Consider the following 26486-nt stretch of genomic DNA (forward strand, 5'->3'; position numbering starts at 1 on the left):
GTGTCGCTGGCGGCCGGCGCGGCCGGTTCGCGCTGGCAGGCGGCCAGCAACAGTGCGGCCAGGGTGGCGGACAGGACGGTGCGGGTGCGGTGGCGCATGGGCACGGCTCCGGCTTGGGGACCGGGCATCCTAGCGCCGCCGGCCCGGAAGGGTGCGAACATATTAAATTGAATCTATCCATACCTATGCTAATATCTCCAAAATGGGGAGATTGGTGAGCATAGGTGAAGCTGCGCGAGCGCTTGGCGTGTCCATCACGACGCTGCGCCGCTGGGAGGCATCGGGCAGGCTGGCCGCCGAACACACGGCGGGCGGCCATCGGCGCTACGACCTCGCCAAGCTCAAGCCGGAGATGTTTCGCGCCGAGGCGGATGCAGAGCGCCGCACGGTCGCCTACGCCCGCGTTTCCAGCCACGACCAGAAGGACGATCTGGAGCGGCAGAAGCAGGTGCTGGAACTGTACTGCGCCCGCCAAGGTTGGACGTTCGAGGTCATCGCCGATCTCGGCAGCGGCATGAACTATCACAAGAAGGGTCTCAAGCGGCTGCTGGATGCCATCATCGACGGCCAGGTGGGGCGGCTGGTCATCACCCACAAAGACCGGCTGCTGCGCTTCGGCGCGGAACTGGTGTTCGCCATCTGCGAAGCCAAGCAGGTCGAGGTGGTCATCCTCAACCAGGGTGAGGACACGACGTTCGAGGAAGACCTGGCAAAGGATGTGCTGGAAATCATCACCGTGTTCAGTGCCCGGCTGTACGGCAGCCGCTCGCGCAAGAACCAGAAGCTGCTCGATGGCGTGCGGAAGGCGGTGGAGGCATCGCAATGCTGATCGCCCACAAGATCGCGCTTGATCCGAACAACGCGCAGGCGACCTACTTTGCTCGCGCGTGCGGAGTGGCGCGATTCGCCTACAACTGGGCGCTGGACGAGTGGAAGCGCCAGTACGATGCGTGGAAGGCCGACAATAGTCTACCGAAGCCCTCGCAAGCCGCGCTGCGACGCCAACTCAACGCCATCAAGCGCGAGCAATTCCCGTGGATGCTCGAAGTCACCAAGTGCGCACCGCAGATGGCCATCATCCAGTTGGGCCAAGCGTTCCAGAACTTCTTTGCGGGCCGCGCCCGCTATCCGCAATTCCGCAAGAAGGGCGTGCACGACCGCTTCACGCTCACCAACGACCAGTTCGACATCGACGGCTGCCGCATTCGCATCCCCAACCTGGGCTGGGTGCGCATGCGGGAGTCGTTGCGCTTCGCTGGCAAGATCATGTCGGCCACCATCTCCCGTGTGGCCGACCGTTGGTTTGTCAGCATCGCCGTGGACACCGAAGACCCACCCAAATGCAAAGCCGAAAACCAAGGCATTGTGGGCGTGGATTTGGGTGTTTCGGCGTTGGCAACGCTCTCGACGGGAGAACCGCCGATCCCCGGCCCCAAGCCACACAAGGCATTGCTGGACCGCTTGCGCAGGCTCTCGCGGAGCCTGTCGCGCAAGCAGAAAGGCTCCCGCAACCGCCGGAAGGCCAAGGCGAAGCTGGCGCGGCTGCATGCCCGTATCGCCAACATCCGCCTCGATGCCCTGCACAAACTCACCACAGAGATCACGCGCCGGTTCCATACCGTCGGCATCGAGGACCTGAACGTGCGCGGCATGATGGCGAACCGCCATCTGGCCCGCTCCATTGCCGACATGAGCTTCCACGAGTTCAGGCGGCAACTGGAGTACAAGGCCGAGCGCCGGGGCGGGCGTGTGGTGGTCGCCGATCGCTGGTTTCCGAGCAGCAAGACCTGCTCGGCGTGCGGATCGGTGCAGGAGGCCATGCCGCTATCCGTGCGGCAGTGGATTTGCCCGGACTGTGGCACACGCCATGACCGGGATCTGAATGCGGCAAGAAACCTTGCCACATACGCGGCGAGTTCCGCCGTGTCAGCCTGTGGAGAGGAAGGCTCTGGCTGCGGTCGCACGACCGCAGCAAAACCGGCCTCGGTGAAGCAGGAAGCAAGCAGCAGACTTAGTCAGAAATGACTAGGTTTGCGTAGGTATTGCAGAACGGTTCACCCGCCCAGCAGGGCGCGCAGGGTGGCCTTGAGCCGCCGGCCCTCGGCGCGGAAGTAGTCGCGCTCGGCGCGCCAGTGCGGGCAGCGCGCCTCCACTTCGCGCCAGAACGCGGGCGAGTGGTTGGCCTGCAGCAGGTGGCACAGCTCGTGGACCAGCACGTACTCGAAGGCCGACGGCCGCGCCAGCACCAGGGCCAGGTCCAGGGACAGGCTGCCGTCGGGGGCCAGCGAGCCCCATAGCGAGGACAGCACCTTCAGCCGGATCCGCCGTGGCGCGCGCGGCAGCCCGGGCAGGTAGGCGGGCAGCCAGCGGCCGATGTCGGCGCGGGCCTCGGCCTCGAGGAAGGCGCGCAGCGCGCGCTGCAGGCTGGCGGTGCCGGCACGCGGCGGCAGGTGCACGTGCACGCCGGCCCCGTCGCGGGCCACGTGCACGAAGCGGCCCTCGTGCCAGTGCAGCGGCACCTCGCTGCCGCGCAGGGGCAGCGCCGCGGTGCGGCCCGGTTCCAGCACCGGCAGCGGCGCGCCGCCGGCCGGCAGCTGCCGTTGCAGCTGCGCCTGCAGCCAGTGGCGGTGCTCGTGCAGGAAGCGCTCGCCGGCGGCCAGGCTGGCGCGTGGCGGCAGGGTCAGGCGCGCGCCGCGCTCGTCCACGCTCAGCTTCAGCCGCCGCGCGCGCGGGTCGCGCACGCGCCGCACGGTGAGCAGGCGGCCGTCGTCCAGCGCCAGTTCGAGCGTGTCGCGCTCCACGCGCCGTGGCGCGGGGGGCGTGCGGCGGAAGGACGGCGGGGGCATGGGCCGATTCTACGCCCGGCCGCGGCGGGGGCCGGGCGCGCTCAGGCCTCGGCCCTGCTCAGCTTCAGCGCCGATTCCAGCACCAGGAACAGGCGCCGCACCTCGCCGGCCAGCAGGGCGAAGCGCGCGTCCAGCTCGGCGCGCAGGTCGTCGCGCTCGGTGCTCTCCAGCTGGTCCACCGCACCCTCCAGGAACTTCAGCTTGCGCACCACCAGGTCCTCGCCCAGGACGAAGGACAGGTGGTCGTCCAGGTTCAGGCCCAGCTTCGTCACCTGCTTGCCGGCTTCCAGGTGTTTGGCGATCTCGTCCGACTGCAGCTCCTGGTTCTGTGCGCGGACCACGGCGCCGCCGTCCATCGCGTCCTTCAGCTCGCATTCCTCACCCAGGCTCATGCCCTCCGGCAGCGGCTCGCCGGCGATCCAGGCGGTCAGCACGCTGCGCGGGGCGACCTCGGCGTTGAGCGGGATGGCCGGGAAGCTGCCCAGGGCGCGGCGGATCTCCGAGGCCACCGTCTCGGCGGTCTTGCGCGAGGAGGTGTCCACCGCCAGGAAGCCGTGCTGCAGGTCGAGCATGGCGTCGATGCGCGAGCTCTTGACGAAGGCGCGCGGGAGCAGCTCGTGCAGCAGGTCGTCCTTCAGGCGCTTGCGCGCGCGGCCGCCGAGCTTGCGGCCCTCCTTCTCCTCGATCTCGGCCACCTTCCGCGCCAGCAGGTCGTTGACCACCGCCGCCGGCAGGATCTTGTCCTCGCCGCCCACCGCCAGCCACACCGCGTCGCCGATGCGGTGCGACAGCGCCTCCTCGCCGCGGCCGAACGGGGAAATGAAGCCGCGCGAGGACAGCTCCAGCGGTCCGACCGGGCGCAGCGCGGCCTCGGGCAGCAGTTCGTCGAGCCGGGAGAAGTCGTGGCTGGCGGGAAAGCGGAAGAACGTCAGGTTGCGGAAGAACATGCGGGAAACCGGTGGGGAAATCGGGGGAGGGCCGGGTGGCGCACGCCGTCACTCGTCGCGGGCGTGCGGCTCGCCGGCCAGCCAGGCGTGCGCGTCGGCGCGCGCGGCGCCCTCGCGGTGGCCCAGCGACAGGAAGTCGAACAGGTTGCGGTCGGCCAGCTGCGAGGGGCGCACGTCGGCCAGGGCGCGGGCGATCTGCTCGACCCGGCCCGGATGCTCCTTTTCCCACTGCCGCAGCATCTGCCCGACCTGCCTGCGCTGCAGGTTCTCCTGGCTGCCGCACAGGTTGCAGGGGATGATCGGGAAGCCGCGCGCCTCGGCGTAGCGGACGATGTCCGCCTCGCGCACGTAGGCCAGCGGGCGGATCACCACGTGCCTGCCGTCGTCGGACAGCAGCTTGGGCGGCATGCCCGAGAGCCTGGCGTGGTGGAACAGGTTCATGAAGAACGTGGCCACCATGTCGTCGCGGTGGTGGCCCAGGGCGATCTTGGTGAAGCCGTGCTGCTCGGCGAAGGTGTACAGCGCGCCGCGGCGCAGGCGCGAGCACAGCGAGCACATGGTCTTGCCCTGCGGGATCACCCGGCTGACCACCGAGTAGGTGTCCTGCTCGATGATGTGGAACGGCACACCGATCGAGCGCAGGTACTCGGGCAGCACATGCTCCGGGAAGCCCGGCTGCTTCTGGTCCAGGTTCACCGCCACCAGCTCGAAGCGCACCGGCGCCTTCTTCTGCAGCTGCAGCAGGATGTCGAGCATGGTGTAGCTGTCCTTGCCGCCGGACAGGCAGACCATGACCTTGTCGCCGTCCTCGATCATGCCGTAGTCGGCGATGGCCTGGCCGACCTGGCGGCGCAGGCGCTTGGCCAGCTTGGCCTGCTCCCGTTCCGCCTGGCGCGGATCGGGGCGGCGGGAGACGGGTTCGGGCAGGGGCAGGACGACGGACATGCCGCCATTGTACCGGCCGGCGGGTGCCTGGCCCCGCCGGCGGCGCTATGCTCCGGCCGTGGACACGCGCGACGCCGCCGAAATCGCCCGCCGCCTCGCGGAACTGCGCCGTGAGCACCGCACGCTGGACGAGCGCATCCGGCAGATGGAGGCCGGCCCCTGCGACGAGCTGGAGGCCCGGCGGCTGAAGAAGCGCAAGCTGCAGCTGAAGGACTGCATCGCCCGGCTGGAGAGCGCGCTGATCCCGGACGAGCCGGCCTGAACCCCGCCCGCCGGGCGGCGGGCGGGGCGCGGTTTCACTCGCCCGCCGGGGCCTGCTCCGGCGCCGCGGAGGCGGCCGCCTCCGGGCTGACCCGCTCGATGGTGTGGCGCAGCTCGCGGCCCAGGATCAGCTTGGCGTCCTTGGCCCACACGTCCAGGCGGTCGTCGAACACCAGCTTGTTGTTCTGGTCCGGCCACACCAGCTTCATCTCGCGCAGCTTCTGGATGAAGCCGCGGAACAGGCTCTTGTCGAAGAACTCCGGCGCGGCCGGCGCGTACAGCAGGCTCAGGCGCTGCGCCGCCAGCTGGCACAGGCTCTCCAGCTCGGCCGCGCCGAGCGTGCCGGGGCCGTTCTTCACCAGCACCGAGATGGCGATGTAGTAGCGCTCGAAGGCCTGCTGCAGGGTGTGGCCGATGGCGCGCAGGCGGAACACCTCGTCGCTCTGGCCCTGGCTGCGCTGCAGGATCCCGCCCTCGTCGTCGTTGATCTGCTGCAGCAGGCCCTCGCGCACGAACAGGTCGGCGATCCGGTCGATGCGCTCGGCGAACTCGTCCTCGCTCCAGGGCAGGAACAGTTCGGCCTGCAGGAACGGGTACACCGTGCGGCCCAGCCGCACCAGCGTGCGCCGGCTCATGCGCCGGTTGTGCTGGAAGCAGCAGGCGATCCACGAGGAGGCGGTGAACAGGTGGATGACGTTGTTGCGGTAGTACGACAGCAGGACCGCCGTCTCCTCGTCGGCCACGCTCAGCACGTCACCCAGCGGATGGGGGATGCGCCTGAGCACGCCGATCTCCTCGCCGTGGGCGATGATCTCCCCGGGCGTGTGCGGGGTGACGGTGCAGCGGTCCGAATACGGCAGCTCGGCCAGCAGGGTCTTGGACAGGGCGATCTGCGCCAGCAGGTCGGCCTCGCCCATTGCGTGCTTGGGCGTGGACAGCAGGGCCAGCGCCAGCAGGTTGATCGGGTTGACGTCGGCCGCGCAGTTGATGTGGACCTGGATGCGCTGGGCCAGGGCGTCCACGGTGTTGGACAGCCAGGCCGGCTTCTCGTCCTCCTGCAGCGGGCGGCCGTCCCAGTCCGGGGCGTGGCGGGCCAGGATCTCGTCCAGGCGGATCGGTTCGCCGAAGTTGACCACCACCTGGCCGTAGTTGGAGCGCAGCACCCGCGGGATGCTGGTCAGCAGCTGCCAGATGGACTCCTTCTGCTTGGGCTTGCCGGACAGCTCGTCCAGGTAGCTGTTGCCCTCCATCAGCTTCTCGTAGCCGATGTAGACCGGCTGGAACAGCACCGGGCGGGTGGGCTGGCGCAGGTAGGCGCGCACGGTCATGGCCAGCATGCCGCCCTTGGGCTGCAGCAGCCGGCCGGTGCGCGAGCGCCCGCCCTCGATGAAGTACTCCAGCGAGTAGCCGCCGGACACCAGCTGCGCCACGTACTCGGTGAACACCGCCGAGTACAGCGGGTTGCCGCGGAAGCTGCGGCGCATGAAGAAGGCGCCGCCCTTGCGCAGGATGGTGCCCACCACCGGCAGGTTGAGGTTGATGCCGGCGGCGATGTGCGGCGGGACGATGCCGCGCTCGTACAGCAGGTACGACAGCAGCAGGTAGTCCATGTGGCTGCGGTGGCAGGGCACGTAGACCACCTCGTGGCCGGGCGCGACCTCCTTGAGCCGGTCCAGGTGGTGGACCAGCACGCCGCGGTAGATGCGGTTCCAGATCGGGGTCAGCAGGAAGCTGGCCGAGCGCACCACCGGGTGCGAGTAGTCGGCGGCGATCTCCCAGGCGTAGGCGTGGGCCTTGCGCCAGGCATCGGCCGGCTTGATGCCCTCGCGCCGGGCCTGGTCGGCGATGGCCTCGCGCACGGTCTCGGAGGCCAGGACCTTGTCCACCAGCAGGCGCCGGGTGGACAGGTCCGGACCGATCACCGCGGCGCGGATGCGGCGGAAGTGCGCGCGCAGCACGCGTTGCAGCTTGCGCACCGTGCGCTCCGGCGGCAGGCCCTCGGCCACGGTCTCGCGCAGCGACACCGGGTTGGCGAAGCGCACCAGGGTGTCGCGGCCGTTGAGCAGCACCGCCAGCAGGCGGCGGAAGCGGCCGACGATGGCCCAGTTCTCCGAGAACAGCACCGAGAACCAGCCGCTGTGCCGGTCCGGGGCGCGGCCGACGAAGATGGACACCGGCACCAGGCGCACGTCCAGGGACGGGTCGTCGCGGTGGGCCTGCAGCAGGCGCGCCAGCGAGTCCGAATGGGTGCGAGCGGCCGGGCGCTGGTCGGGGATCAGCGGGGTGACGTGGCGGCGCGACAGCGCCAGGTAGGCGCGCTTGCGCCCCAGCGGGTCGCCTGGCAGGGGCACCAGCGGCGAGGGCAGGCCCGCCTGGCGGCAGGCCTTGTCCAGGATCAGGGCGCTGGACAGGCCGTAGTCCTCGATCACGGAGCAGATCGGGCGCGGGTCGTCGTCCCGCACCGGCAGCTCGGCCGGCTCCAGCTTCAGCTCCAGCCACGGGTCGGCCAGGCGGCCCAGCAGGCGCGCCCACAGCGGCCGCCGCGCCGGGCGGCCACGGGCCGCGCGGGGGGCGGGAGCGCCGGCATCGGTGGGCGGCGTCCGGGCCGGACCGCCGGGCGGCGGGTCCGGGAAGGGGAGGGAATCCTGTTCAGGCATGGGGCGATTATCGCGCAGGCGGCGGGGCGCCTGCCGGAACCGCGTCCGCCGGGGCGCCGTCCCCGTCCTCCGGGGTGGCCAGCAGGCTGGCGGCGTGCTCCAGGTAGTCGGTCAGGTACCAGCGGCCGTTGCGCCGGGCCAGGCTGACCACGGTGTCGATCTCGGCCCCGGCTAGGGGATAGTGCACGCGCACGGTGGCACGGTCGCCGTCCTGTTGGACCAGGCCGGTGCGCAGGTCGGCCAGGCTGCGGTCCAGGTCCAGGCCGTAGCTGGCCAGCACGCCCTTGCACTCGCCCAGGAACGGGCCCAGCCGGCGCAGGGTCTCCTCCATGCCGGCCTGGCGCAGGTCCTCCTCGCTGGCCAGGCCGGTGGCGCGGGCCGCGGCGGCCAGCCGGTCGATGGCCGCGTAGGCGTGCTCGCGATGGCCCAGCGGGGCCTGCTCGGCCCAGCTGCCCAGCGCGGTCACCAGCTGGGTGTAGTGCTCGCGTTCCTCCGGGCTGTAGTCGCCCTGCACGCGCAGGTACTGGGCGCCGAACAGGGCCAGCGAGCGGGCCGCCTCGTGCAGGGCGGCGTCCTGGCCGGCGAACTGGCGGTCGAAGTGGCGGCGCAGGGTGATCTCGGAATCGGGGGCGGCCAGGGCGGCCAGCAGCCCGGCCAGGTGCTCGTCCAGCGGCAGCTCGGTCACCGGCCAGCGGCTGCGGTCCTCGCGCCAGGCCGCGGCCAGCCGGGCGTGTTCCTCCGGCGGCAGGGCGTCACGGGCGAAGCCCACCAGGTCGTTGTTCTGCAGGTGGGTGGCCAGCAGGCGCACCGCGCCGGCCGGTTCGCTGGCCGCGCCGGGCAGCTCGGGCGGTGCCTGCCGGCAGCCGGCCAGCAGCAGCGCGGCCAGCAGCAGCCCCAGCACGGGGCGGCGGGCGGTGGCGCGCGGGCGAAGGCGCGTTGGATGCATGCAGCAGTCCCCCGGGTCCAAACCGCCCGAGTGTGGCGGCAGCCGCCGCCGGCGGGCAACCGGCGGACACAAAAAGGGGAGGCCCGGAAGCCTCCCCCAACCGGCCTGAGCCGGAGGACATCGTGTTGTGGCACGGCTCCGACCATCGGGTCGGACCGGGCCATCCTACCCCCGGTCAGGATTTTGAGCAATACGTGAAGATTGCACGCGCAAGTTACTGATTCGAAACGCCAAGTGCCGCGAGGATCTCGGCCTGGATGGCCGCCGCGGCGGCGCGCGGGTCCGGCGCGTTGCGGATCGGCCGGCCGACCACGATGGCGTCGGCGCCGGCGGCGAAGGCCTCGGCCACGCCCATGCTGCGCTTCTGGTCGTCGCCGGCCGGGCCGCCGGGACGGATGCCCGGGCAGACGATGGAGAAGCCGGGACCGGTGGCGCGGCGGATCGGGGCGGCCTCGCGGCCGGAGGCGATCACCCCGTCGATGCCGGCCGCCTGTGCCGCCAGGGCGCGCTCGACCACCACCTGCTCCGGCTCGCGCTCGATGCCCATGGCGCGCAGGTCGGCGCCGTCCATCGAGGTCAGCACGGTCACCGCCAGCAGGCGCATGTCGCCGGCATTGGCCTCGGCGGCGGCCCGCATCATCGCCGGGTGCCAGCCGTGGATGGTGCAGTAGTCGATCTTCCAGCGGCCCAGGCCGCGGATGACCCCGGCCACGGTGGCCGGGATGTCGAAGAACTTCAGGTCCACGAACACGCGCTTGCCGCGCGCGGCAAGCGCGTCCAGCACCTGGAAGTACTCGCCGGAGGCCAGCAGCTCCATGCCGATCTTGTAGAAGCGCACCGCCTCGCCCAGGCGGTCCACCCATTCCAGCGCCTGGGCGCGGCCGGGCACGTCCAGGGCGAAGATCAGGCGCTCCTCCGGCGCCAGCGGCAGCGGAGGCCGGCTCACGGCGCGGTCTCCAGGGCGGCGCGCTTGGCGGCGCGGCGCGCCTCGCGCGGCTGCTTCCAGTCGTTGCCGAACAGGGCCGGCTCCCAGCTGCCGTAGGTCGGGTTGGGCAGCACCCACCAGCGCTGGCCGATCCAGCCGTCGAAGCGCTCCAGCAGCTTCTGGCGCCCGGCCGGGGTGTTGTCCTCGATGCGCACGAAGTCGCCCAGCTGGTCGCCGAACTGCATCAGCACCCGGTACTTGCGTCCGATCAGGCGGCGCCGGCAGTCCTTGTCGCTGCCCTGGCTGGTGCAGCCCTCCACCCGGGTGCCCAGGCCGAGGAAGGCGTCCGGGCCGGCCACCGGCAGGCCGGCCTGGCGCAGGTTGTCCAGGGTGGCCTGCTCCAGGTAGGTGGCGCGGTTGGAGATGTAGATCATGGTCACCTCGCGCCGGTCGGCCTCGCGGGCGAACTCCAGCACGCCCGGCACCGGCCGCGCCTTGCGCTCCTCCACCCAGGCATCCCAGCCCGGGTCGGAGTATTCGCCGCCGTCGCGCACCAGGCGCGCCTGGTAGGGCGAGTTGTCCAGCACGGTCTCGTCGATGTCCAGGACCACCGCCGGCGGCAGGCCGGCGGCCGGGTTCTCGCGCTCCTCCGGCGCCAGCGCGTCCCAGTCCGGCTGCGCCAGGGCCTCGTCCAGGCGGGCGATGGCGGCGCGGTAGGCCTGGCTGGCCACGGCGCGGTACTCGGCCGAGCGCTGCACCCACAGCACGGCGTTGAGGTTGTCGTCGGCCGGGACGGCGGCGGCGGGGGCGGCGGGGCGCACCGGCTGGCAGGCGGCCAGGACCAGCGCGGCCAGCGCGGCATGGAACGGGGAAAGACGCATGCGGCGATCTCGCGGGGACTGGGCGCGCAGTTTACCGGCTCGCACGCGGGCTGCCGCCCGGCCCCGGCCGTCGCACCCGCAGCATGCATCCACTGGCCGGAAGTGGTAGAAAGCGCCAGAATGGTACCGCTAACTTGATCCCGGCCGGGGGCGTTTCCGGCCGGGATTTTCCATGGCCGCAGGTTTTGTTGCGTTGCAGCACATGCGGCCGGCCCGACACGCGCAAGGAGCCGCCATGACCACCGCCAACGCCATCGAAATCCCGCACGGGGAGGGTGCGCGCGCATGAGCCTGTTCGTCGGCCTGGACATCGGCACCCAGAGCGTCAAGCTAGTCGCCTACGATCCGGACACGCGCCAGGTCGTGGCCAGCGCCGGCCAGCCGCTGGAGCTGGCCGCCGGCGAGGACGGCAGCCGCGAGCAGCGCGCCGAGTGGTGGATCGACGCGGTGCGCGCCTGCTTCGGCCGCCTGGACCCGGCGCTGCGCGCGCGGGTGGCGGCCATCGGCGTGTCCGGCCAGCAGCACGGCTTCGTGCCGCTGGACCGGGACGGCAACGTGCTGGCCCCGGCCAAGCTGTGGTGCGACACCAGTTCCACCGCCGAATGCGACCAGATCATGGACGCGGTGGGCGGGCCGGCGCGCTGCATCGAGCTGGCCGGCAACCCGATCCTGGTCGGCTACACCGCCTCCAAGCTGCCGTGGACCCGCCGCCACCGCCCGCAGGCCTACGCGCGCCTGGCCACCATCCTGCTGCCGCACGACTACGTGAACTTCTGGCTCACCGGCGAGCGCTGGATGGAGTGCGGCGACGCCTCCGGCACCGGCTGGCTGGACGTGCGCACCCGGCAGTGGTGCGGGCCGCTGCTGCGCGCCACCGATCCGGACTTCGACCTGGCCGCCTGCCTGCCGCCGCTGGTGCAGGCCGACGCGCTGTTCACCATCGCCCCGGCCACCGCCGACGCGCTGGGCCTGCCGCGCAACGTGCGCGTCTCGACCGGCGGCGGCGACAACATGATGGCCGCCATCGGCACCGGCAACGTCAGCCCGGGCGTGCTGAGCATGAGCCTGGGTACCTCCGGCACCCTGTTCGCCTACTCCGACCGGGCGATGGTGGACCCGGCCGGGCGCTGGGCCGCCTTCTGCGATTCCACCGGCGGCTGGCTGCCGCTGATCTGCACCATGAACTGCACCGTGGCCACCGAGGCGGTGGCGCGTCTGTGCGGCTTCTCCACCCGCGAGGGCGATGCCCTGCTGGCCGGCACTCGTCCCGGCGCGGACGGTCTGCTGATGCTGCCGTTCCTCAACGGCGAGCGCACCCCGGACCTGCCGCACGGCCGCGGCAGCCTGTTCGGCATGACCGCGACCAACCTGACCGTGCCCAACCTGTACCGGGCGGCGATGGAAGGCGCGCTGTACAGCCTGAAGGCCGGCTGGGACGCCTTCGTGGACGCCGGCATGCGCTTCGACGCCATCCGCCTGACTGGCGGCGGCAGCCAGAGCGCGGTGTGGCGGCAGATGGCCGCCGACGTGTTCGGCCTGCCCGTGGACGTGCCGGAGCAGGCCGAGGGCGCGGCCTTCGGCGCGGCGCTGCAGGCGCTGTGGGCGTACCTGCGCCAGCACGACCCGACCGCCGACCTGGCCGCGCTGGCGGCCGCGCACGTGCGCCTGGACCCGCGCCTGTCGGCGCGCCCGCACGCCGAGGCCACCGCCGCCTACCAGGCGCAGTACCAGCGGTTCCTGTCCCACCTCGACGCGATCCGGCCGCTCTACGCGGGCTGACCGGCGTTCCCCACTCCGAAATACAACACCGACGGAAGCACAGCGATGAGCAACGTATTCATTGGCGCCAAGGAATATTTTCCGGGCATCGGCCGGATCCCGTACGAAGGCCCCGGCTCCGACAACCCGCTGGCGTTCAAGCACTACGACGCGAACAGGGTCGTGGGCGGCAAGACCATGGCCGAGCACCTGAAGTTCGCCGTGTGCTACTGGCACACCTTCTGCAACGCCGGCGCCGATCCGTTCGGCCCGGGCACGCGCCGCTTCCCGTGGGAGAAGGGTGATCCGATGGCCACCGCCGAGGCCAAGGTGGACGCCGCGTTCGAGTTCATCAGCAAGCTGGGCGCGCCGTACTGGTGCTTCCACGACGTGGACCTGGCCCCGGACTCGGACGACATCGCCCAGTACGAGAAGAACCTCAAGCACATGGTCGCCCTGGCCAAGGAGCGCCAGCAGGCCACCGGCGTGAAGCTGCTGTGGGGCACCGCCAACCTGTTCTCGCACCCGCGCTACATGAACGGCGCGGCGACCAATCCGGACTTCAACGTGGTGGCGCGCGCGGCGGTGCAGGTGAAGAACGCGCTGGAGGCCACCGTCGAGCTCGGCGGCGAGCACTACGTGTTCTGGGGCGGCCGCGAGGGCTACGCCACCCTGCACAACACCGACATGAAGCGCGAGATCGAGCACTTCGCGCGCTTCCTGGCCATGGCCCGCGACTACGGCCGCAGCATCGGCCTGAAGGGCTACTTCCTCATCGAGCCCAAGCCGATGGAGCCGATGAAGCACCAGTACGACTTCGATGCGGCTACCGTCGCCGGCTTCCTGCACCGCTACGGCCTGGAGAAGGACTTCAAGCTCAACATCGAGGCCAACCACGCCACCCTGTCCGGCCACACCTTCGAGCACGACCTGCAGGTGGCCTCCGACCACGGCCTGCTGGGCAGCATCGACGCCAACCGCGGCAACCCGCAGAACGGCTGGGACACCGACCAGTTCCCGACCGACCTGTACGACACCGTCGGCGCGATGATGGTGGTGCTGCGCCAGGGCGGCCTGCCGGGCGGCCTGAACTTCGACGCCAAGCCGCGCCGCGAGTCCACCGACATGGAGGACCTGTTCCTGGCCCACATCGGCGGCATGGACGCCTTCGCCCGCGGCCTGGAGGTGGCGCACGCGCTGCTGACCCAGTCGCCGTGGGAGCAGTGGCGCAAGGAGCGCTACGCCAGCTTCGACAGCGGCGCCGGCAAGGACTTCGAGGAGGGCAAGCTGACCCTGCAGGACCTGGTCGCGCTGGCGGCGAAGAACGGCGAGCCGAAGCAGACCAGCGGCAAGCAGGAGCGCTTCGAGAACCTGCTCAACCAGTACCTGGTGCGCTGCTGACGGAGCGGGGCCGGCGGCGCGGCACCGGCCGGCCGCCGCGCCCGCCGGGGCGGGTCACGCGGCCCGTCCCGGCAGCGGGGCTCAGTCCTTCGGTGGCGCGGCCACCGAGGCACGCTCCACCAGCTCGTGGGCCACGACGTGGTCCACGACCATGTGGATGTCGCGGTCCTTGCGGCGGATGCTGCGCAGCAGGATGTCCACGGCCGAATCGGCCATGGCGGCGATGGGCTGGCGGATGGTGGTCAGCTCGGGCCACACCGTGGTCGCCGCCGAGGTATCGTCGTAGCCGACCACCGACAGGTCGCGCGGCACGTCCAGTCCGCGCCGGTGCGCCACCGAGATCACCGCCGCGGCCATGTCGTCGTTGCTGGCGAAGATCGCGGTCGGCGGCTTGCGCCGGGACAGCAGCTTCTCCGCCGCCTCCAGGCCGGAGCGGTAGGTGAAGTAGCCCTGCTGCACCAGGCCGGGGTCCGGTGCGATGCCGGCCTCCTGCAGCGCCGCCTGGAAGCCCTCGTGGCGGCGCGCGCTGGCGGTCTGGTTGGGATGGCCCTTGATGAAGCCGATGCGGGTGTGCCCGTGCGCGATCAGGTAGGCGGTCATCTCGCGCGCGGCGCGGAAGTCGTCGATGCGGACGTTGGAGATCTCCTCGCTGGAGCGCGCCGAGGCCAGCGCCACCACCGGCACGCCGGCGGAGGTCAGCTCGGCGATCACCCCGCGCGACTCGCACAGCGGTGGCGGCAGGATCACGCCGGAGACGTTCTTGGCCAGCGCGCGGGCCGCGGCACGCTCGCCATCGGCACCCAGGCCGTCCCAGGTGTCCACCACCAGCTGGGTGGCGGTACGCGCGGCGCCGCGCAGGGCGCCGACCAGGAACTCGCTCAGGTAGGCGCCGGAGGGGTTGGTGTAGATGAGGGCGATGCGCGTGCCCTGGGCGGCGGCCAGCGAGCGGGCGGCCAGGTTGGGCGTGTAGCCCAGCTGCTCGACCGCGCGCATGACCTTCTCGCGGGTGGCCTCGCGCACATTGGCATTGCCGTTGATGACGCGGGACACCGTCATCGGCGACACCTGGGCCAGGGCGGCGACTTCGTGGATCGTGATCGCGCGGCCCTTGCGGCGCGCCGGCTTGCTGGTGGTCCCCAATGCTGCTTCCTCCGGTGCTGGTCGGCGGCCAGGAAGCTCCCCCGACGGACGGATTTTCGCCGCAATCGGCATGGAAAGACATGCCGCGTCCCGGCAGGGGCCGGGGTGGACACGGCCGACAACGGCATGGTACCGATAACATCGCGGGGCCGGTGTGCGCAAATGCGGCGCCGGCGGGAGGAATGGACAACATGACTACTACCGAGGGGCCGCCGCGCGCGGCGGGATGGCGCTGGTCGGCCGCGCTGGCCGCGGCATTGCTGTGGCTGGCCGGCGTCGTGCTGGCCGCGCCGGTGGCGCACGCGGAGGACGGCTACGCGCTGTGGCTGCGCTACCGGCCGCGGCCGCAGGCGCAGGCGGAGGAATACCGCGCCGCCGCCACCGAGCTGGTCGCCCCGGCCGCCACGCCCACCCAGCGCGCCACCCGCGCCGAACTGCTGCGCGGCCTGGAAGGCCTGCTCGGTGCGGCCCCGGTGTCGTCCGCCGCGGTCAGCCGCGACGGCGCGCTGGTGGTCGGGACGCCGGCCTCGTCGAAGGTCGTGGCCGGGCTGCGCCGCGAACTGGCCGGGCTGGGCCGCGAGGGCTACCTGATCCGCAGCCTGCGCGTGGATGGCCGCCAGGCCACGGTGATCGCCGCCAACGAGGACGTGGGCGTGCTGTACGGCGCCTTCCACTACCTGCGCCTGCTGCAGACCGGCCGGCCGCTGCGCGGCCTGGACCTGCGCGAGGCGCCGCGCGTGCAGCTGCGCGTGCTCAACCACTGGGACAACCTGGACGGCACCGTCGAGCGCGGCTACGCCGGCGCCTCGATCTGGGACTGGCACAAGCTGCCGGACTGGCGTGACCCGCGCTACACCGACTATGCCCGCGCGAACGCCTCCATCGGCATCAACGGCACGGTGCTCAACAACGTCAACTCCAACGCCCTGGTGCTGACGCCGATGTACCTGGAGAAGGTGGCGGCGCTGGCCGAGGTGTTCCGCCCCTACGGCATCCGCGTGTACCTGAGCGCGCGCTTCTCCGCCCCGCGCGAGATCGGCGGGCTGCCCACCGCCGACCCGCTGGACCCGGCGGTGCGCCGCTGGTGGAAGGAGAAGGTGGACGAGATCTACCGCCACGTCCCCGACTTCGGCGGCTTCCTGGTCAAGGCCAACTCCGAGGGCCAGCCCGGGCCGCAGGACTACGGCCGCAGTCACGCCGACGGGGCCAACATGCTGGCCGAGGCGCTGGCCCCGCACGGCGGCGTGGTGATGTGGCGCGCCTTCGTGTACTCCGACGAGGAGCCGGAGGACCGTGCCAAGCAGGCCTACAACGAGTTCGTGCCGCTGGACGGCCGCTTCGCCGGCAACGTGCTGGTACAGGTCAAGAACGGCGCCATCGACTTCCAGCCGCGCGAGCCCTTCCATCCGCTGTTCGGCGCCATGCCGCGCACGCCGCTGATGATGGAATTCCAGATCACCAAGGAGTACCTGGGCTTCGCCACCCACCTGGTGTACCTGGGGCCGCTGTTCGAGGAGACCCTGCGGGCGGACACCCATGTCCGCGGCGAGGGCTCCACGGTCGCGAAGGTGGTGGACGGCTCGCTGCACGGCTACCGCCTCACCGGCATGGCCGGCGTGGCCAACATCGGCGCCGACCGCAACTGGAGCGGGTCGCACTTCGACCAGGCCAACTGGTACGCGTTCGGCCGCCTGGCCTGGGACCCGGAGGCCTCCGCGCGCGACATCGCCGAGGAGTGGGCGCGCATGACCTTCGCCCCGGACCCGCGCGTGACCGGACCGGTGGTGGAGATGATGATGGCCTCGCGCGAGGCGGTGGTGGACTACATGACCCCGCTGGGCCTGCACCACCTGATGGGCCGCGGCCACCACTACGGCCCCGGCCCGTGGGTCGAGGGCGGCCCGCGCGCGGACTGGACCTCGGTGTACTTCCACCGCGCCACCCGCCAGGGCATCGGCTTCGACCGCAGCACGCGCGGCTCGGACGCGGTCTCGCAGTACGCGCCGCCGGTGGCGCGCCTGTTCGACGACCCGGCCACCACGCCGGAGACGCTGCTGCTGTGGTTCCACCACCTGCCCTGGGACTACCGCATGGCCTCCGGCCGCACCCTGTGGGAGGAGCTGGTGGCCCGCTACGACCGCGGCGTGGCGCAGGTGCGGCGGATGCGTGCCACCTGGGCGCGCCTGGAGGGCCTGGTGGATGCCGAGCGCCACGCCCAGGTCGCCGCCTTCCTGGCCATCCAGGAGAAGGAGGCGCAGTGGTGGCGCGACGCCAGCATCGCCTACTGGCAGTCGATCAACGGTCTGCCGCTGCCGCCCGGCCATGCGCCGCCGCCGCGGCCGCTGGAGTACTACAAGTCGCTGGAATTCCCGCACGCCCCCGGCCACCACTGATGCCACCGATGACACCGCACCGCCTGACACCGCCACGTGCCACCGTCCTCGCCCTGCTGCTGGCCCTGGGCGCGTCCGCCCATGGCGCGGAGCAGGCACCGCTGCTGCATCCGCTGTTCCAGGACCACGCCGTGCTGCAGCGCGACCAGCCCGTGCGGGTGTGGGGCCGGGCCGAACCCGGCCAGGCCGTGCGGGTGGAGCTGGCCGGCCGCCGCGCCAGCGTGCGCGCCGGTGCCGACGGCCACTGGGAGGCGCGCCTGCCGGCGCTGCCGGCCGGCGGCCCGCACGTGCTGCAGGTGCGCGCCGGCGCGCGGGCGCAGCGCGTGGAGGACGTGCTGGTCGGCGACGTGTGGCTGTGCTCGGGCCAGTCGAACATGGAGCTGCAGGTTTGGCGCGCGCTGGACGCGCGTGCCGAGCTGGCCGGCGCGGCCAACGACCGCATCCGCCTGCTGACCGTGCCGCAGCGCGAGGCGCTGGTGCCGCAGTGGGACTTCGGCCAGCCGGTGCAATGGCGGCCGGTGACCACCGACTCGGTGCGCGACTTCTCGGCGGCCTGCTACTACTTCGCCCGCGAGCTGCAGAAGCACGTGGACGTGCCGATGGGCCTGGTCAACGCGGCCTGGGGCGGTTCGCGCATCGAGGCCTGGATCAGCGCGCCGGCGCTACGCGCCACCGGCCAGTACGACGCCGAGCTGGACGTGCTGGACCGCTACGCGGCCGATCCGCTGGCCGGCATCGCCGACTGGGGGCGGCTGTGGCAGGCCTGGTGGAGCTCGCGTCCCGGCGTGCCGGCCGACGACCGGCCGTGGGAGGGCCCCGGCCAGTGGCGCGACGCGCCCGCGCAGCTGGGCGCCTGGGAGCAGTGGGGCGTGCCGGAGCTGGCCGGCTTCGACGGCATGGTCTGGTACCGCAGCCACGTGGTGCTCGACGCGGCGCAGGCGGCGCAGGAGGCCACCCTGGTGCTGGGGCCGGCCGACGAGGTGGACATGACCTGGGTCAACGGCCGGGCGGTGGGCAGCACCTACGGTGCCGGCGGCGAGCGCCGCTACCGCCTGCCGCCCGGCCTGCTGCGCGCCGGCCGCAACGAGGTGGTGGTCAACGTGCTGGACACCTGGCGCGACGGCGGCCTGGCCGGGCCGGCTTCGGCGCACGCGCTGGAGCTGGCCGACGGCACCCGCGTGCCGCTGGCTCCGGCCTGGCAGTACCGGATCGCGCCGCCGGAGTTGGGCACGCCGCCGCGGGCGCCGTGGCAGAGTGCGGCGGGGCTGTCCACGCTGGCGGCCGGCATGATCGCGCCGCTGGGCGGCTACGGCCTGCGCGGGGCGCTGTGGTACCAGGGCGAATCCAACACCGGCGAGCCGGAGCGCTACGCCGGCCTGCTGCGCGCGCTGCGCGCCGACTGGCGCGCCCGCTTCGGCGCGCGCCTGCCGCTGCTGGTGGTGCAGCTGGCCGGCTTCGGCATGCCGCGCAGCGAACCGGCCGAGAGCGGCTGGGCCGGGGTGCGCGAGGCACAGCGCCTGGTCGCCGCCGAGGATCCGGCCACCGGGCTGGCCGTGGCCATCGACATCGGCGACCGCTACGACATCCACCCGGCCAACAAGCAGGAGCTGGGCCGGCGCCTGGCGCGGGTGGCCCGCCACGTGGTGTACGGCCAGGCGCTGCCGCCCTCCGGCCCGGTGCCGCGCGCGGCCCGCCGGGTGGACGGCGCGGTCGAGGTGGACTTCACCGACGTCGAGGCCGGGCTGCAGGCGTTCGGCGCCGACGGCCCGATCGGCTTCGAGCTGTGCGGCGAGGGGCCTGGCTCCTGCCGCTGGGCGCAGGCGCGGCTGCAGGACCGGCGCGTGCTGCTGCGCGCCGAAGGCATGCAGCCGGCCCGTGTGCGCTACTGCTGGGGCGACAACCCGGTGTGCACGCTCTACGACGGCAACGGCCTGCCGGCCGGACCGTTCCAGCTTTCCGTTCCCTCCCCCGAGAGCAGGACTCCCCCGCACGATGAACACCCCCGCCCAGACCGAGACCCCCACGCAAGGCTCCGCCCGCGATCGCCGCATCGTGGACGCGAAGGTCATCGTCACCTGCCCGGGGCGCAACTTCGTCCCCCTGAAGATCCCCACCGCCTCGGGCGTGTACGGGCTGGGCGACGCCACCCTCAACGGCCGCGAGCTGGCCGTGGCCGCCTACCTGCAGGACCACGTGGTGCCCAACCTGATCGGCCGCGACGCCGGCCGCATCGAGGACATGTTCCAGTTCCTGTACCGCGGCGCCTACTGGCGGCGCGGCCCGGTGACCATGACCGCGATCGCCGCGGTGGACGTGGCCCTGTGGGACATCCTCGGCAAGATGGCCGGGCTGCCGCTGTACCAGCTGCTGGGCGGCCGTTCGCGCGAGGGCGCGCTGGTGTACGGGCACGCCAACGGCCGCGACATCGCCGAGGCCTCCGACGCCGTGGGCCGCTTCATCGAGCAGGGTTTCCTTGCGGTGCGCGCGCAGTGCGGCGTGCCGGGCGTGAAGAAGGCCTACGGCGTGTCCAGCGGCAAGGCCTACGAGCCGGCCGAGAGCGAGCTGCCGGCCGAGACGGTGTGGAACACCCCGCGCTACCTGGAGACGGCGCCGAAGCTGTTCGAGCGGCTGCGCCGCGACCACGGCAACGGGGTCGAGCTGCTGCACGACGTGCACCACCGCCTGACCCCGATCGAGGCCGCGCGCCTGGCCCGCGACCTGGAGCCCTACCGCCTGTTCTGGCTGGAGGACGCCACCCCGGCCGAGAACCAGAAGGCCTTCGAGCTGATCCGCCGCCATTCGGTCACGCCGCTGGCGGTGGGCGAGGTGTTCAATTCGATCTGGGACTGCAAGTACCTGATCGAGAACCAGCTCATCGACTACATCCGCACCACCATCGTCCACGGCGGCGGCATCACCCACGTGCGCCGCATCGCCGACTTCGCCGCCCTGCACCAGGTGCGCACCGGCTTCCACGGCGCCACCGACCTGTCGCCGGTGACCATGGGCGCGGCCCTGCATTTCGACACCTGGGTGCCCAACTTCGGCATCCAGGAATGGATGTTCCACGACGATCGGACCGAGGAGGTGTTTCCCCATGATTACGTCTTCCGTAACGGACGCCTGCACGTCGGCGACACCCCGGGGCATGGCGTGGACATCGACGAGAAGCTGGCCGCGCGCTACCCGTACTCGCCCAGGCAGCTGCCCATCGCCCGCCTCGAGGACGGCACCCTCTGGGACTGGTGAGCGCGGCCGGCGCCCGGGCAGCGTGGCCGGGGCGCTGCTGCTGGCACTGGCGGCCTGTGCCGGCTTCGCCGCCGCCGCGGCCGAGCCGGTGCACTTCGACTGGTACGAGTACACCGGCCGCGACGCCGCCTTCGAGCAGCCGCTGCCGCCGGGGCACTACCGCAACCCGATCCTGGCCGGCTACTACCCGGACCCGAGCATCGTCCGCGCCAACGGCCGCTACTACCTGGTCAACTCCAGCTTCACCCACTTCCCCGGCATCCCGGTGTTCGAGAGCACCGACCTGGTGCACTGGAACCTGATCGGGCACGTGATCGACCGCCCGGGCATGATGGACTTCGACGGCCTGGGCACCTCGCGCGGCATCTTCGCCCCGACCATCGAGTACCACGACGGCACCTTCTACGTGGTCACCACCGCGGTGGACGCCGGCGGCAATTTCTACGTCACCGCCAAGGACCCCGCCGGCCCGTGGTCCGACCCGGTGTGGCTGCCGGACATCGAGGGCATCGACCCGTCGTTCTTCTTCGACGACGACGGCAAGGTCTACATCATCAACAACGACGCGCCGGAAGGCCCGCCGCGCTACGAGGGCCACCGCGCCATCTGGATGCAGGAGATGGACCTGGCCGCCGGCAAACCGGTGGGCCCGCGCCGCGTGCTGCTGGACGGCGGCATGGACCCGTCCACCAACCCGATCTGGATCGAGGGCCCGCACATCTACAAGCGCGACGGCTGGTACTACCTGGTCTGCGCCGAGGGCGGCACCTCGGTGAACCATTCGCAGGTGGTGGCCCGCAGCCGGAACATCTGGGGGCCGTACGAGCCGTACGAGGGCAACCCGATCCTGACCCAGCGCGATCTGCCGGCCGACCGGCCGGCGCCGATCGCCAACGCCGGCCACGCCGACCTGGTGGAAGGCCCGGACGGCCGCTGGTGGGCGGTGTTCCTGGCCAGCCGCCTGTATGAGGGCCGCCACTACAACACCGGCCGCGAGACGTTCCTGCTGCCGGTGGAGTGGGAGGAGGGCGGCTGGCCGCGGATCCTGCCCAGGGGCGAGGTGATCCCGCGCATCGTGCGCGCGCCGGCCACGGTCGGCGGCCCGGTCGACCAGGCGCCGTGGAGTGGCAACTTCACCTGGCGCGACGACTTCAATGGCCCGACCCTGGACCGCTCGTGGATCCGCATGCGCATCCCGAAGACCGAGTGGGCCGACCTGTCCAGCCGCCCGGGCATGCTGGCCATCCATCCGCAGGCCGAGAACCTGGACACCCTGCACAACCCCGCCTTTCTCGGACGCCGCCAGCAGCACCTGGTGTTCGAGGCCAGCACCGCGCTGGAGGCGCCGGCCGCGGGCGTGGCCGCCGGCCTGGCCGCGGTGCAGAGCGAGCAGTACTGGTTCTTCCTCGGCACGCGCCGTGCGGACGACGGCCTGGAGGTGTTCCTTGAGCGGCGCGCGGGCGATGCGCCGGCCGAGGTGCTGGCCTCGCGCACGGTGGCGGCCGGCCGCGAGGTGAAGCTGAAGATCGCCGGCAACGAGGGCGCGTATTCGTTCGGCTACGACACCGGCGGCGGCTGGCAGTGGCTGGTCGAAGACGCCGACGGGCGCATCCTCAGCACCGAGGTGGCCGGCGGCTTCGTCGGCGCGGTGCTCGGCCCGTTCGCGCGCGAGGAAGGCGCGCGCTGATCCACCACGACACGGGAGGGCAGGACCATGCACGGCAGCAGTTCGCATGGAGCAGGCGGGGCGGCGCGCCGGGGCCCCCCCGGGGCCGGGTGCCTGGCGGCGCTGCTGGCCGCGGCGCCGGGCTGGGCGGCGCAGGCCGAAGGGCCCGCCGATGCGCAGGCGCGGCCCTGGCTGGACGCCTCGCGCAGCTTCGAGGAACGCGCCGCCGCCTTGGTGGCGGCGATGACCCTGGAGGAGAAGGCCGCGCAGATGCAGAACGCCGCCCCGGCCATCGAGCGCCTTGGCGTGCCCGCCTACGACTGGTGGAACGAGGCGCTGCACGGCGTGGCCCGCGCAGGCCAGGCCACCGTGTTCCCGCAGGCCATCGGCCTGGCCGCGACCTTCGACGTGCCGCTGATGGGGCAGGTGGCGCGCGCCATCGGCGACGAGGCGCGCGCCAAGCACCACGCCTTCGCCCGCGAGGGCAGGCGCGGCCGCTACCAGGGCCTGACCTTCTGGTCGCCCAACATCAACATCTTCCGCGACCCGCGCTGGGGCCGCGGCCAGGAGACCTATGGCGAGGACCCGTTCCTCACCGCGCGCATGGGCGTGGCCTTCGTCCGTGGCCTGCAGGGCGAGGACGAACCGGCGCCGGCCAATGCGCAGGGCCAGCGCTACCGCAAGCTGGACGCCACCGCCAAGCACTTCGCCGTGCACAGCGGGCCGGAGGCCGACCGCCACCACTTCGACGCCCGCCCGGACCGTCGCGACCTGTACGAAACCTACCTGCCGGCCTTCGAGGCCCTTGTGAAGGAGGGCAACGTGGCCGCGGTGATGGGTGCCTACAACCGCGTCCATGGCGAATCGGCCAGTGCCAGCCGCTTCCTGTTGCAGGACGTGCTGCGCCGCGACTGGGGCTTTTCCGGCTACGTGGTGTCCGACTGCTGGGCCATCGTGGACGTGTGGAAGCACCACCGGATCGTGGCCACGCGCGAGCAGGCCGCCGCCCTGGCGGTGCGCAACGGCACCGAGCTGGAGTGCGGCAGCGAGTACGGGACGCTGCCGGAGGCAGTGCGCCAGGGGCTGATCGACGAGGCCGAGATCGACGCGGCGCTCACCCGGCTGTTCACCGCCCGCATGCGCCTGGGCATGTTCGATCCGCCGGAGGCGCTGTCCTGGGCGCAGTTGCTGCCGTCGGTGAACCAGGCGCCGGAGCACGATGCGCTGGCGCTGGCCGCCGCGCGCAAGTCCATCGTGCTGCTGAAGAACGACGGCCTGCTGCCCCTGTCGCGCGACATCCGCCGCATCGCCGTGATCGGCCCGACCGCAGACGATCCCATGGCGCTGCTGGGCAACTACTACGGCACCCCGGCCGACCCGGTGACCATCCTGCGCGGCATCCGCGAGGCGCTGCCACAGGCCGAGGTCCTGTACGCCCGCGGCGCCGACCTGGTCGAGGGCCGCGAGGATCCGGGTGCGGCGCCGCTGATCGAGCCGCAGTACCTGCGCCCGGCGCCGGGCGCGCGCGAGCGTGGCCTGCGTGGCGAATACTTCCGCAACCGCGACCTGGCCGGCGAGCCGGCGCTGGTGCGTGTGGACCCGCAGATCGGCTTCCGCTGGGACCGCGGCTCGCCCACCGACAACCTGCTGGCCCGCGGCGACGCCGAGGCCCACCAGGCCATCCCCGCCGACGGCTTCAGCATCCGCTGGAGCGGCCAGCTGCTGCCGCCGGTCAGCGGCCAGTACCGCATCGAGGTGGCGGCCGACGACGGCTTCCGCCTGTACCTGGACGGCCGCCTCGTGCTCGACCGCTGGCAGGACAGCGACCGCATGCAGGCGGCCAGCGTGCGCCTGCCGCTGGAGGGCGGCCGCGCCTACGATCTGCGCCTGGAGATGTACGACCACGAGCGTGACGCGGCGGTGCGTCTGGGCTGGGAGCTGCCAGGGGCCAGGCCGCCGTTCGAGGCCGCGCTGGAGGCGGCGCGCCAGGCCGAGGTGGTGGTGTTCGTCGGCGGCTTGACCGGCGACGTGGAAGGCGAGGAGATGCGCGTGGACTACCCGGGCTTTTCCGGTGGCGACCGCACCGACATCCGCCTGCCGGCGCCGCAGCAGCGCCTGCTGGAGGCACTGCACGCCACCGGCAAGCCGGTGGTGCTGGTGCTGACCGCCGGTTCGGCGCTGGGCATCGACTGGGCGCAGCAGCACCTGCCGGCGATCCTGATGGCCTGGTACCCGGGCCAGCGCGGCGGCAACGCGGTGGCCGACGTGCTGTTCGGCGACTACAACCCGGCCGGCCGCCTGCCGGTCACCTTCTACAGCGCCGAAGAGAAACTGCCGGCCTTCGACGACTACCGCATGGAGGGCCGCACCTACCGCTACTTCGACGGCCGGCCGCTGTATCCGTTCGGCCACGGCCTGTCCTACACCCGCTTCGGCTATTCCGGCCTGGCTTTGGGGCAGGCGCGCGTGGGCGTGGACGAGCCCCTGCGCGTGGCGGTGACGGTGCGCAACGAGGGCACGCGCGCCGGCGAGGAGGTGGTGCAGCTGTACCTGGCGCCCACCCGCCCGGGGCAGCTGCGCGCGCGCCGCGAGCTGCGCGGCTTCCAGCGCGTGCATCTGGCGCCGGGCGAGGCGCGCGAGCTGGTGTTCGAGCTGCGGCCGGTGCGCGACCTGCGCCGCTACGACGAGGCCGCCGGCGGCTGGACCGTCGCGCCGGGCGAGTACGAGGTGCAGGTGGGCGCGTCCTCCGCCGACATCCGCGTGCGCGGGCGTTTCACTGTGGTCCGCTAGCGCGCCTGCATCCGGCGGCGCCGCCGGCCCCGGCCGACGGCGCCGCCATGTTTCCTCCCCCATGTCCCAGCGATCCGTGTCTTCCCAGTCCCCATCCGTTCCCTCCCGCCTCTGCGAGGCGGCCCTGTCCACGCTGCCGGCCGCCGTGGCGCGCCCGGCCTACGACCGCGCGCGCACGCGCATCGGCATCGTCCATTTCGGCCCGGGCGCGTTCCACCGCGCCCACCAGGCGGTGTACCTGGACGAGCTGCTGGCCACCGATCCGGACTGGGCGATCAGCGCGGTGTCGCTGCACAGCCCCGGCGTGCGCGACGCGCTGGCGCCGCAGGACGGCCTGTACACCCTGGTGCTGATGGAGCAGCCGCCGCGACTGCGGGTGGTCGGCGCGATCCGCGAGGTGCTGTGCGCGCCGCAGCAGCGCGAGGCGGTGGCCGCGCGCCTGGCCGACCCCGCCGTGCGCCTGGTGACCCTGACCATCACCGAGAAGGGCTACTGCCTGTCGGCAGATGGCGTGGACGCCGCGCACCCGGACATCGCCCACGACCTGGCCCACCCGCGCGAACCGGTCAGCGCCATCGGCTGGCTGGTGGAGGGCCTGCGCCTGCGCCGCGAGCGCGGGCTGCCGCCGTACACCGTGCTCAGCTGCGACAACCTGGCCGACAACGGCGGCCGCCTGCGCCGCGCGGTGCTGGACTACGCCGGCCGCCTCGATCCGGACCTGGCGGCCTGGATCGGACGCGAGGCCGGCTTCCCGCGCTCGATGGTCGACAGCATCACCCCGGCCACGGACGAGACGCTGCGCGCGCAGGTGGCCGCGGCCCTGGGCATGGAGGACGCCTGGCCGGTGCAGCGCGAGCCGTACGCGCAGTGGGTGGTGGAGGACGACTTCCGCCACGGCCGTCCGCCGCTGGAGCACGCCGGCGTGGTGGTCGGCGCCGACATCGCCGGCTACGACCGCGCCAAGCTGCGCCTGCTCAACGCCCCGCATTCGGCCCTGGCCTACCTCGGCTCGCTGCTGGGCCTGGAGACGGTGGCCGAGGCCATGCGCCATCCGGCGCTGGCCGGCTTCGTCGAGCGCCTGATGCGCGAGGACATCGTGCCCTCGCTGGCGGCCATGCCGGGCTTCGATCCGCAGGCCTACGTGGACGCGATCCTGGCGCGCTTCCGCAACCCGGCCATCCGCCACCTGCTGGCGCAGATCGCCTGGGACGGCTCGCAGAAGCTGCCGGTGCGCCTGCTGGGCACCATCGCCGAGGCCCTGGCCGCCGGCCGCCCCATCGACCGCCTGTGCCTGCCGGTGGCCGGGTGGATGTGCTTCGTGCGCCGGCAGGCGCGCGCCGGCGTGGCCCTGGTCGATCCGCTGGCCGACACCCTGGCCGCCCTGGGCCGCTCGCTCGGCGGCGATCCCGCGGCCGACGTGGCCGCGTTCCTGGCGCTGGAAGCGGTGTTCGGCCCGCTGGCCGCGGAGCCGCGCTTCGCCGGTGCGCTGCGCCAGGCCTATGCGGCGCTGGGCGGGGCGGGCCCGGAGGCGGTGGCGGCGGCGCTGGCGCGTACCTAGCAGCTTGTTGAAATTCTCCCGCGCCAGAGCTTGCTTTCAAGCCCTCTGTTTGCGATATCGACCTCAGCCATAGTGGAGGGCGTGGGATGCGCGGTGCAGACGTCACTCAGGAATCGTTGTTCA

At 72.3% G+C, this 26486-nt stretch carries 18 protein-coding genes and 1 pseudogene; 11 read left to right on the forward strand and 8 right to left on the reverse strand.

Going from position 1 to position 26486, the window contains the following annotated elements:
* The first annotated feature begins 202 nt into the window (after window positions 1–202).
* Window positions 203–829, forward strand: a complete 627-nt coding sequence (locus CR938_RS09035; protein ID WP_162124697.1) for an IS607 family transposase — start codon at window positions 203–205, stop codon at window positions 827–829.
* Window positions 823–2025, forward strand: a complete 1203-nt coding sequence (locus CR938_RS09040) for an RNA-guided endonuclease InsQ/TnpB family protein (RefSeq protein WP_162124698.1) — start codon at window positions 823–825, stop codon at window positions 2023–2025. Before CR938_RS09035 ends, CR938_RS09040 begins: the two co-directional genes overlap by 7 nt.
* 29 nt (window positions 2026–2054) lie before the next feature.
* Here CR938_RS09040 and CR938_RS09045 read toward each other — a convergent pair whose 3' ends face one another.
* The 3 genes from CR938_RS09045 to ttcA are packed head-to-tail and all read right to left on the reverse strand — an operon-like array spanning window position 2055 to window position 4738.
* Window positions 2055–2846: a YgjP family zinc-dependent metalloprotease gene (locus CR938_RS09045; RefSeq protein ID WP_162124699.1), complete on the reverse strand. Its 792-nt coding sequence runs from the start codon at window positions 2844–2846 to the stop codon at window positions 2055–2057.
* A 41-nt stretch (window positions 2847–2887) separates the two neighbouring features.
* A complete protein-coding gene (locus CR938_RS09050; protein ID WP_162124700.1) occupies window positions 2888–3793 on the reverse strand; it encodes a recombination-associated protein RdgC in 906 nt (301 codons plus the stop codon).
* Window positions 3794–3841: 48 nt separating this feature from the next.
* A complete protein-coding gene (ttcA, locus tag CR938_RS09055) occupies window positions 3842–4738 on the reverse strand; it encodes a tRNA 2-thiocytidine(32) synthetase TtcA (RefSeq protein WP_162124701.1) in 897 nt (298 codons plus the stop codon).
* A 58-nt stretch (window positions 4739–4796) separates the two neighbouring features.
* On the opposite strand from ttcA, the gene CR938_RS09060 reads away from it, so the two are divergent.
* Window positions 4797–5000, forward strand: coding sequence for a YdcH family protein (locus CR938_RS09060; RefSeq protein ID WP_162124702.1), 204 nt, complete (start codon window positions 4797–4799; stop codon window positions 4998–5000).
* Window positions 5001–5034: 34 nt separating this feature from the next.
* Here the strand turns inward: CR938_RS09060 and plsB are convergent, their stop codons facing one another.
* The 4 genes from plsB to CR938_RS09080 form a co-directional block, all read right to left on the reverse strand.
* Complete coding sequence (gene plsB / locus CR938_RS09065) at window positions 5035–7656, reverse strand: glycerol-3-phosphate 1-O-acyltransferase PlsB (protein ID WP_162124703.1); 2622 nt, start codon at window positions 7654–7656, stop codon at window positions 5035–5037.
* A gap of 7 nt (window positions 7657–7663) precedes the next feature.
* Window positions 7664–8602, reverse strand: coding sequence for a hypothetical protein (locus CR938_RS09070; protein ID WP_162124704.1), 939 nt, complete (start codon window positions 8600–8602; stop codon window positions 7664–7666).
* Between the two features lie 214 nt (window positions 8603–8816).
* Complete coding sequence (pyrF, locus tag CR938_RS09075) at window positions 8817–9548, reverse strand: orotidine-5'-phosphate decarboxylase (RefSeq protein ID WP_162124705.1); 732 nt, start codon at window positions 9546–9548, stop codon at window positions 8817–8819.
* Window positions 9545–10408, reverse strand: coding sequence for a 5'-nucleotidase, lipoprotein e(P4) family (locus CR938_RS09080; RefSeq protein WP_162124706.1), 864 nt, complete (start codon window positions 10406–10408; stop codon window positions 9545–9547). The genes pyrF and CR938_RS09080 overlap by 4 nt, the downstream gene beginning before the upstream one ends.
* Window positions 10409–10693: 285 nt before the next feature.
* Between CR938_RS09080 and xylB the strand changes: the two genes are divergently transcribed.
* Both xylB and xylA read left to right on the forward strand, forming a co-directional pair.
* Window positions 10694–12187 carry a xylulokinase gene (gene xylB / locus CR938_RS09085; RefSeq protein WP_162124707.1) on the forward strand — a complete coding sequence of 498 codons (1494 nt, stop codon included), beginning with the start codon at window positions 10694–10696 and terminating at the stop codon, window positions 12185–12187.
* Window positions 12188–12232: 45 nt separating this feature from the next.
* Window positions 12233–13567, forward strand: a complete 1335-nt coding sequence (gene xylA / locus CR938_RS09090; RefSeq protein WP_162124708.1) for a xylose isomerase — start codon at window positions 12233–12235, stop codon at window positions 13565–13567.
* A gap of 81 nt (window positions 13568–13648) precedes the next feature.
* Here the strand turns inward: xylA and CR938_RS09095 are convergent, their stop codons facing one another.
* Entirely contained in the window at window positions 13649–14707 is a 1059-nt protein-coding gene (locus tag CR938_RS09095; protein ID WP_425502430.1) for a LacI family DNA-binding transcriptional regulator, read from the reverse strand.
* Window positions 14708–14898: 191 nt separating this feature from the next.
* Between CR938_RS09095 and CR938_RS09100 the strand changes: the two genes are divergently transcribed.
* The 6 genes and pseudogenes from CR938_RS09100 to CR938_RS09125 all read left to right on the forward strand — a co-directional run bounded on the left by CR938_RS09100 (window position 14899) and on the right by CR938_RS09125 (window position 26363).
* Window positions 14899–17100, forward strand: a complete 2202-nt coding sequence (locus CR938_RS09100; RefSeq protein ID WP_162124710.1) for an alpha-glucuronidase family glycosyl hydrolase — start codon at window positions 14899–14901, stop codon at window positions 17098–17100.
* Window positions 17101–17108: 8 nt separating this feature from the next.
* Window positions 17109–19076 (forward strand): annotated as a pseudogene (locus CR938_RS09105) (sialate O-acetylesterase); the annotation flags it as partial.
* A gap of 16 nt (window positions 19077–19092) precedes the next feature.
* The gene (gene manD / locus CR938_RS09110) at window positions 19093–20349 is read left to right on the forward strand and encodes a D-mannonate dehydratase ManD (RefSeq protein ID WP_162124711.1); all 1257 of its coding nucleotides are present in this window, start codon (window positions 19093–19095) and stop codon (window positions 20347–20349) included.
* Window positions 20350–20371: 22 nt separating this feature from the next.
* Window positions 20372–22036, forward strand: a complete 1665-nt coding sequence (locus CR938_RS09115) for a glycoside hydrolase family 43 protein (RefSeq protein ID WP_246191029.1) — start codon at window positions 20372–20374, stop codon at window positions 22034–22036.
* 27 nt (window positions 22037–22063) lie between these two features.
* Window positions 22064–24805 (forward strand): glycoside hydrolase family 3 protein, encoded by a 2742-nt coding sequence (locus tag CR938_RS09120; RefSeq protein WP_162124713.1) that lies wholly within the window; start codon window positions 22064–22066, stop codon window positions 24803–24805.
* A gap of 61 nt (window positions 24806–24866) precedes the next feature.
* A complete protein-coding gene (locus CR938_RS09125; RefSeq protein ID WP_162124714.1) occupies window positions 24867–26363 on the forward strand; it encodes a mannitol dehydrogenase family protein in 1497 nt (498 codons plus the stop codon).
* Window positions 26364–26486 lie beyond the last annotated feature (123 nt).

Origin of the sequence: Pseudoxanthomonas taiwanensis (assembly GCF_010093135.1) — a bacterium.
In the GTDB taxonomy this organism is placed as follows: Bacteria; Pseudomonadota; Gammaproteobacteria; order Xanthomonadales; family Xanthomonadaceae; genus Pseudoxanthomonas; species Pseudoxanthomonas taiwanensis.

What these genes read in the sequence shown, in the direction of transcription:
- CR938_RS09035 (WP_162124697.1), top strand. Translation starts at nt 203, where the DNA reads ATGGGGAGATTGGTGAGCATAGGTGAAGCTGCGCGAGCGCTTGGCGTG.
- CR938_RS09040 (WP_162124698.1), top strand. Translation starts at nt 823, where the DNA reads ATGCTGATCGCCCACAAGATCGCGCTTGATCCGAACAACGCGCAGGCG.
- CR938_RS09045 (WP_162124699.1), bottom strand. Translation starts at nt 2,846, where the DNA reads ATGCCCCCGCCGTCCTTCCGCCGCACGCCCCCCGCGCCACGGCGCGTG.
- CR938_RS09050 (WP_162124700.1), bottom strand. Translation starts at nt 3,793, where the DNA reads ATGTTCTTCCGCAACCTGACGTTCTTCCGCTTTCCCGCCAGCCACGAC.
- ttcA (WP_162124701.1), bottom strand. Translation starts at nt 4,738, where the DNA reads ATGTCCGTCGTCCTGCCCCTGCCCGAACCCGTCTCCCGCCGCCCCGAT.
- plsB (WP_162124703.1), bottom strand. Translation starts at nt 7,656, where the DNA reads ATGCCTGAACAGGATTCCCTCCCCTTCCCGGACCCGCCGCCCGGCGGT.
- CR938_RS09070 (WP_162124704.1), bottom strand. Translation starts at nt 8,602, where the DNA reads ATGCATCCAACGCGCCTTCGCCCGCGCGCCACCGCCCGCCGCCCCGTG.
- CR938_RS09080 (WP_162124706.1), bottom strand. Translation starts at nt 10,408, where the DNA reads ATGCGTCTTTCCCCGTTCCATGCCGCGCTGGCCGCGCTGGTCCTGGCC.
- xylB (WP_162124707.1), top strand. Translation starts at nt 10,694, where the DNA reads ATGAGCCTGTTCGTCGGCCTGGACATCGGCACCCAGAGCGTCAAGCTA.
- xylA (WP_162124708.1), top strand. Translation starts at nt 12,233, where the DNA reads ATGAGCAACGTATTCATTGGCGCCAAGGAATATTTTCCGGGCATCGGC.
- CR938_RS09100 (WP_162124710.1), top strand. Translation starts at nt 14,899, where the DNA reads ATGACTACTACCGAGGGGCCGCCGCGCGCGGCGGGATGGCGCTGGTCG.
- manD (WP_162124711.1), top strand. Translation starts at nt 19,093, where the DNA reads ATGAACACCCCCGCCCAGACCGAGACCCCCACGCAAGGCTCCGCCCGC.
- CR938_RS09120 (WP_162124713.1), top strand. Translation starts at nt 22,064, where the DNA reads ATGCACGGCAGCAGTTCGCATGGAGCAGGCGGGGCGGCGCGCCGGGGC.
- CR938_RS09125 (WP_162124714.1), top strand. Translation starts at nt 24,867, where the DNA reads ATGTCCCAGCGATCCGTGTCTTCCCAGTCCCCATCCGTTCCCTCCCGC.